Origin of the sequence: Streptococcus oralis (genome assembly GCF_001578945.1) — a bacterium.
GTDB classification, from domain to species: domain Bacteria; phylum Bacillota; class Bacilli; order Lactobacillales; family Streptococcaceae; genus Streptococcus; species Streptococcus oralis_Q.
Genome location: NZ_KQ969553.1, coordinates 55,447 through 60,738, shown reverse-complemented (window position 1 = coordinate 60,738; position 5,292 = coordinate 55,447). Strand labels below are relative to the sequence as shown.

At 42.2% G+C, this 5,292-nt stretch carries 5 protein-coding genes; 3 read left to right on the top strand and 2 right to left on the bottom strand.

Annotated features, from left to right (window positions below; all coding sequences use genetic code 11):
- Positions 1–100 precede the first annotated feature (100 nt).
- On the bottom strand, positions 101–1,333 hold the full coding sequence (locus SORDD16_RS07430) for a carbohydrate-binding domain-containing protein (protein WP_061452945.1): 1,233 nt from the start codon (positions 1,331–1,333) through the stop codon (positions 101–103).
- 185 nt (positions 1,334–1,518) lie between these two features.
- Between SORDD16_RS07430 and SORDD16_RS07425 the strand changes: the two genes are divergently transcribed.
- Together SORDD16_RS07425 and SORDD16_RS07420 are read left to right on the top strand one after the other, a co-directional pair.
- Positions 1,519–2,277: a polyphosphate polymerase domain-containing protein gene (locus SORDD16_RS07425; RefSeq protein WP_061452944.1), complete on the top strand. Its 759-nt coding sequence runs from the start codon at positions 1,519–1,521 to the stop codon at positions 2,275–2,277.
- Between the two features lie 9 nt (positions 2,278–2,286).
- The gene (locus SORDD16_RS07420; protein ID WP_061452943.1) at positions 2,287–2,970 is read left to right on the top strand and encodes a DUF4956 domain-containing protein; all 684 of its coding nucleotides are present in this window, start codon (positions 2,287–2,289) and stop codon (positions 2,968–2,970) included.
- 72 nt (positions 2,971–3,042) lie between these two features.
- On the opposite strand, the gene SORDD16_RS07415 is transcribed toward SORDD16_RS07420, so the two are convergent.
- Entirely contained in the window at positions 3,043–4,206 is a 1,164-nt protein-coding gene (locus SORDD16_RS07415) for a tetratricopeptide repeat protein (protein ID WP_128973492.1), read from the bottom strand.
- A 139-nt stretch (positions 4,207–4,345) separates the two neighbouring features.
- On the opposite strand from SORDD16_RS07415, the gene SORDD16_RS07410 reads away from it, so the two are divergent.
- Positions 4,346–5,272 carry an alpha/beta fold hydrolase gene (locus SORDD16_RS07410; protein WP_061452941.1) on the top strand — a complete coding sequence of 309 codons (927 nt, stop codon included), beginning with the start codon at positions 4,346–4,348 and terminating at the stop codon, positions 5,270–5,272.
- Positions 5,273–5,292: the final 20 nt, after the last annotated feature.

Genomic DNA, 5,292 nt, shown 5'->3' with positions numbered 1-5,292 from the left:
GGTTAAAGCCACTGATTCTACGCGATTTATTCTATTTCAAGAGGAGTTTGTCCCTCCTTTTTCATGATTCTACTATGCAATGATAGATTTCCCCAGAACTTTATTGTGGTTGGCCAGGCGCTCGTCCTTCTCCACCTCTAGGACCAAAGCCACCTCCGGGCATAGAGTTGACGATCTCTGTCTGCTTTTCACCATTGATGGTAATATCACCACCTGTATAAGTTGCCTTACCGTCAAAGTCAAAACCAGAAGAACCTTTTAGGTTGATTGTTCCACCTGTGACAGTAATGTCGCCGTTTGAATCAATCGGGTCGGTATCCCCTTGACCGACTTCTACCGTTAGGTTCCCACCATTCATGGTAAAGGAAATATCACTCTGTTGGGCATTTTTATTAGCGGCATTGACCCCATCATCTGTTGAATAAACATTGATGTCTCCGCCATTGATGGTAATCGTTTTCCCTTCTATCCCTTCCGTCGAATTCTTAACGGTGTAAGCCCCACTATCAATCACCAGATTCCCTGAAGCGTGGATGCCGTCATCACCCGCTGTAATAGTCATAGTGTTGTTGGCTAGGTACATATTCCCTACTGAAAGGTCTTCATCATTATCTACCTTAACTGCGTCTTCCTTTGCATCAATGGTCATGGTTGTACCAGTGATGTTCAGTTCATCGTTGACATTAAAGGCATCACCAACAGCTGTGATGTTAAAGGTGCCTCCTGTGATATGGAGCGTATCATTAGCTTTGATACCATTATTTTTCTTACCTTCTACTGTCAGTGTTCCCGAACCATTGATGGTCAAGTCTCCTTTTGAAAAGAGAGCTGCATCCGCTTTGTCATCACTGTTAGAGCTTGAATCAGAAAGACTATTGGTTGTTCCTTCGGCTAAGGTCAGATAGACATGACCTGCGGTTGTTGCAGAGATTGGGGCATTGGCATTTGTCATAGTTACTCCCTTGAGTACTAGATGCACATCGTCTTCCTTACCTGCTTCGACCTTGATCTGAACACCATCAGACTGACCTGAGATGACATAAGTCCCTGCTTTTGAGATGGTCACTGTTGAACCAGAGACTGTCACACCATCCCCAGAGACGTTTGCAGATGAGCCAGATAGCTCAATCTTAGAAGCCGTACTTTCATCAAAGGAAGTGTCATAGTCCTTGTCTGTAAAATAAGATGTTTGGCTCGATTTAGTAGACGTGCTTGTCACTGTATTAGTTGTCGTTGCATTTGTGTTTGATTTGGTCGATGACTGAGCACAGGCTGTTAATAAAGTAACAGTTGCCATACTCGTGACTAATAAGGTCCATTTTTTTGATTTCATATTCTTTCCTCGCATTCGTGTAATATAGTTATACATTTTATTGTTTATTTCTAAAATAAACCTAAAAGATTCCTGAAAATTTTCTTAATTTTGGTTTTATTTAAGGTTCGATTAATGAAACTTTCAGAAAAGTTTATTAAACTGATTTTCAATTAAATAAAGAAAACAAACCGAAGGAGAAGAACATGAAACCACTTGAAACTACTTTTAAACGAATTGAGACCAAATATCTCGTCTCCAAATCAGATGTAGACGCCTTGATTAAAGACCTAAAAGAATATTTGGTGGAGGATGACTATCCAATCTCAACCATTTCAAATATTTACTTTGATACAGAAGATTTTCAATTAATTCAAGATTCTTTAATGGGAAATTTTCGTAAAGAGAAAATTCGCATGCGATCCTATCTTGATCAGCCAACAGTAGACAGCCCTGCATTTCTAGAGGTTAAATCCAAGGATGAGAATGGAATTGGACACAAATACCGCACCTTGTCTACTCCGACATCTATCACTCAGCTCCTCACTCACGGATTAGAAGATGAGACGATGACAGATTACTCGCTTTTAGAGCAAGTGCATGAACTACGTCAACGCTACCACCAACCCCTCACTTCTCGCATGTATATCTATTACGATCGCTTTTCGCTGAAAGAAAAAAAGGAAAGGGGAATCCTTCCTTATCAAAAAATTCGTGTGACTCTTGATCAAAACTTGACCTATCGCGATCAAGATGTCAGTTTCTTTGCCGGCAAGGACGGAGCAGCGCTCTTAGAGGATGATGCTGTCATTATGGAGATCAAATCTTTGGAACAAAAACCTCAATGGCTACAGGCTATCCTAGATAAGTATGGATTGGTAGAGCAAAAATTTTCAAAATACAGTTGTGCCTACCATAAGTCACAAGGCCTTGCCTATCGTCCACGCCCTGTACAGAAAGTGTAGGAAAACCTTATGCAGTATCTTTTTAACTCACTATTTACCAATACCAATGTTACAGCCGATCCACTCAAGCTCCTCGTTGCTCTACTCATCAGCCTCCTTTTAGGAGGTGCGCTCAGCTGGGTCTACAAGTTTCGTACCCTCTATACACGAGAATTTGCAATTAGCCTCATTTTGTTGCCCTGCTTGATGACTCTGGTCATTTTTCTTGTCAATGGGAGTCTGGGCACCTCTATTGCTGTTGCAGGAACCTTTAGCCTCATTCGTTTTCGCTCCGCTACGAGTGGTTCCAGAGAGTTGATTGCCATCTTTTTAGCGATGATTATTGGATTAGCTGCTGGATCTGGATATATCTTCTTGGCAATTCTCTCTACGCTCCTGATTTTGGGTATCTGGCTTCTTTTAGAATTCCAGCAAGGGAAATACACTCCTCAACGTCGAAGACTACTGACGATTACTTTACCAAATAAGGAAGAAGAAACAGCCACAATCCAAACACACTTGGAACAATTTTGCTCAACAGTCGAACTCATCTCTCTAGACACAGGGCAAACAGGTCAAGCTTTGCGCCTTGTCTATGAAGTAGATCTCAAATCCAGTTCAGATGATTTTCAAGTGCTGAACTACCTAACAAGAGAAATTCCTCAAAGTACCCTATCCATAACCAAAAATGCAAAAAAGAGAAAGAATTTGTAAGCCAAACTCTTTCCCAACCTAAGCTGTATGTCCCTCATCTAGAAAAACTGCTCCTAGATGAGGGATTTTAGTTTATTTCTTTCGTTTTTTCTTAAAGATCACTCCATTTTTCTTGAGAGTTTCCATACTCTTTTTTCCGATTCCTGATATGGCAGCAACTTCCTCTTCAGTTTTCTTTTTAAAATCTTTAAAGTCTACCAAGCCCTTTTGACGTAATATTCTCTCTGCACTAGCAGACAATCCACGCAAGGCTTCACCCGGTGACAGATGTTGGTCAAGCATTCGAGCAAGCGAAATGATCTTACTGTCTTGCCTTTCACCATTTTCCTTTGTCTTTTTAGGCATTGCACTGTGGGTTTCCAGTAACCATGTGATAAAGTAAGTGGTTTCCACAAAATCCCCCAAGCGAGATAAGGCCAACAAAAGACTTTGCATACTGTTTGGTTGATAGAATCCCACCTCAGACATCTTTATTTGATTGTGAAGAACTGCTGGATCTTTCTTTTTCAAGAGGTCAAGAAGGTGTTCAAACTCTGGATTGAGCGCATAGAGCATTTTAAAGTAAAAGTCGGCCTCCATCATATGCCCTGTCTGAAGTGCTACCACAAGCATCGGTAAGACCATCTGATCATCCTCATGGTGAGCTACCTCATCCTTCTCAAAAAAGGATTTGGCACTCTCATAATCCTCTAAACGAGTGTAGACAGCCATCAGTTCATAGCGCATGCCTTGGTGATCGTTCTCATCGAGGAGCAAGATTTCCTTCAGTTCTCTTTCAGCTTGTCGATACATGGACTGCTTCATATATCCGATGATGAGATTGTATTTCAAGGAAAGATAGGGGCGATTCTCTAGATAAGGCCATCCCAATTCTGGAGCTTCTAATCCTTCGAGTGTCTGGCGTTCTAGTTTTTTGAGTTCTCTTAGTTCCTCTACAGGAGTGAGCTCCTCGAGTAAGATTTGTTTGGCATCCAGATTGTCTGGATCCAACTCCAAAGCCTGCCTTGCTAGTTTTAAGCGCTTTTTAGAACCTTCTTCCTCCATCATCGCTTCTTCTAAAAGCTCCCAAGCTCGGTCTTCCACTGTCTCCTCAAGGAAGGATTCTCCTGTCGCTAGAGCCTGATTCCATTGGGCCACAAAAGCTTGTAAAGCTTCCTCATCACTTGGATAATTGTCTCCATATTCTTCTATAAACTTTACTGCTTTTTGAGCAAATTCATCCATCGGTGTTCTCATTGTCTTACCCTCATTTATGTTTTGCTATTATCTATTTTATCAAATAAAATCCCGTAAATACAACTCTAATCAACCAATTTCTTGCGCATCGCCTCGTTTTTCTATATACTAGTGGTATTACTGAAAGAAAGGGAAAACTATGAAATATCTTATCACGATTACTCTACTTGCTTTGATTGGACTGGCTCTTTTTTTCTGGTCTTCACAGAAAAAGCCGACAACCAGTCAGCAGGAAACCACACAAAGCAGCACGACACAAGTGGAAGAAAGGACAGCCTCGTCCCTTTCTCCAACAGAGGATATTGTAGAAGAAGCCTATTCGGTGATTTATGGCGACAAAAATCTTGTCGGAACTATCACAGCTCCCCGCGATTATCAAACAAAACAGTTGCCAACCATTGTCATTTCACACGGCTTTAATAATACCCACGACATGTATCGGAGTTATATGCAGGCGCTAGCCAAACAAGGCTTCCTGGTTTATGGCTTTGACTTTTATGGTGGAAGCCGTCAGTCAAAGAGTGGGGGACAGGACATGCTCCATATGTCTATCCAGACCGAGTTGACTGATTTGGGCCAAGTCATGGACAAACTCCGCTCCGAAAGCTTTGTCAATCCTAAACAGATGAGCTTGATTGGAGTCAGTCAGGGGGGTGTGGTGGCTAGTCTCTATGCCAGCACTTATCCAGACCATGTGCATAAGTTAGCCCTGATCTTTCCTGCCTTTGTCCTTTTTGATGATGTCAAGGAAACTTATCAAGAACTTGGGAGCCCATCCTTTGAAGACCTGCCAGACAGCCTGACCCACCACGGGGCCACCCTTGGGAAAATCTACTTGATCGATGCCCTGGATGGGGATGCCCGTACCATTCAAGAGAAGATCACAGCTCCTACCCTTATCGTTCATGGTACGAATGATACCATCGTCCCTTACCGCTATGCACTAGAAGCCAGTCAAACTATTCCGAATGGCCAACTCGTTACTGTGGAAGGCGGTGGGCATTGGATTGACGAGACCTTTACCCAGACTGCCCTACCCGCCCTTCAAGACTTTTTGAAAGAATAAGAAAACACCGTCTGATTTTC

Bases quoted from the DNA above. Each gene is read 5' to 3' on its own strand.
- SORDD16_RS07425 (WP_061452944.1), top strand. From the start codon at position 1,519: ATGAAACCACTTGAAACTACTTTTAAACGAATTGAGACCAAATATCTC.
- SORDD16_RS07415 (WP_128973492.1), bottom strand. From the start codon at position 4,206: ATGAGAACACCGATGGATGAATTTGCTCAAAAAGCAGTAAAGTTTATA.
- SORDD16_RS07420 (WP_061452943.1), top strand. From the start codon at position 2,287: ATGCAGTATCTTTTTAACTCACTATTTACCAATACCAATGTTACAGCC.
- SORDD16_RS07410 (WP_061452941.1), top strand. From the start codon at position 4,346: ATGAAATATCTTATCACGATTACTCTACTTGCTTTGATTGGACTGGCT.
- SORDD16_RS07430 (WP_061452945.1), bottom strand. From the start codon at position 1,333: ATGAAATCAAAAAAATGGACCTTATTAGTCACGAGTATGGCAACTGTT.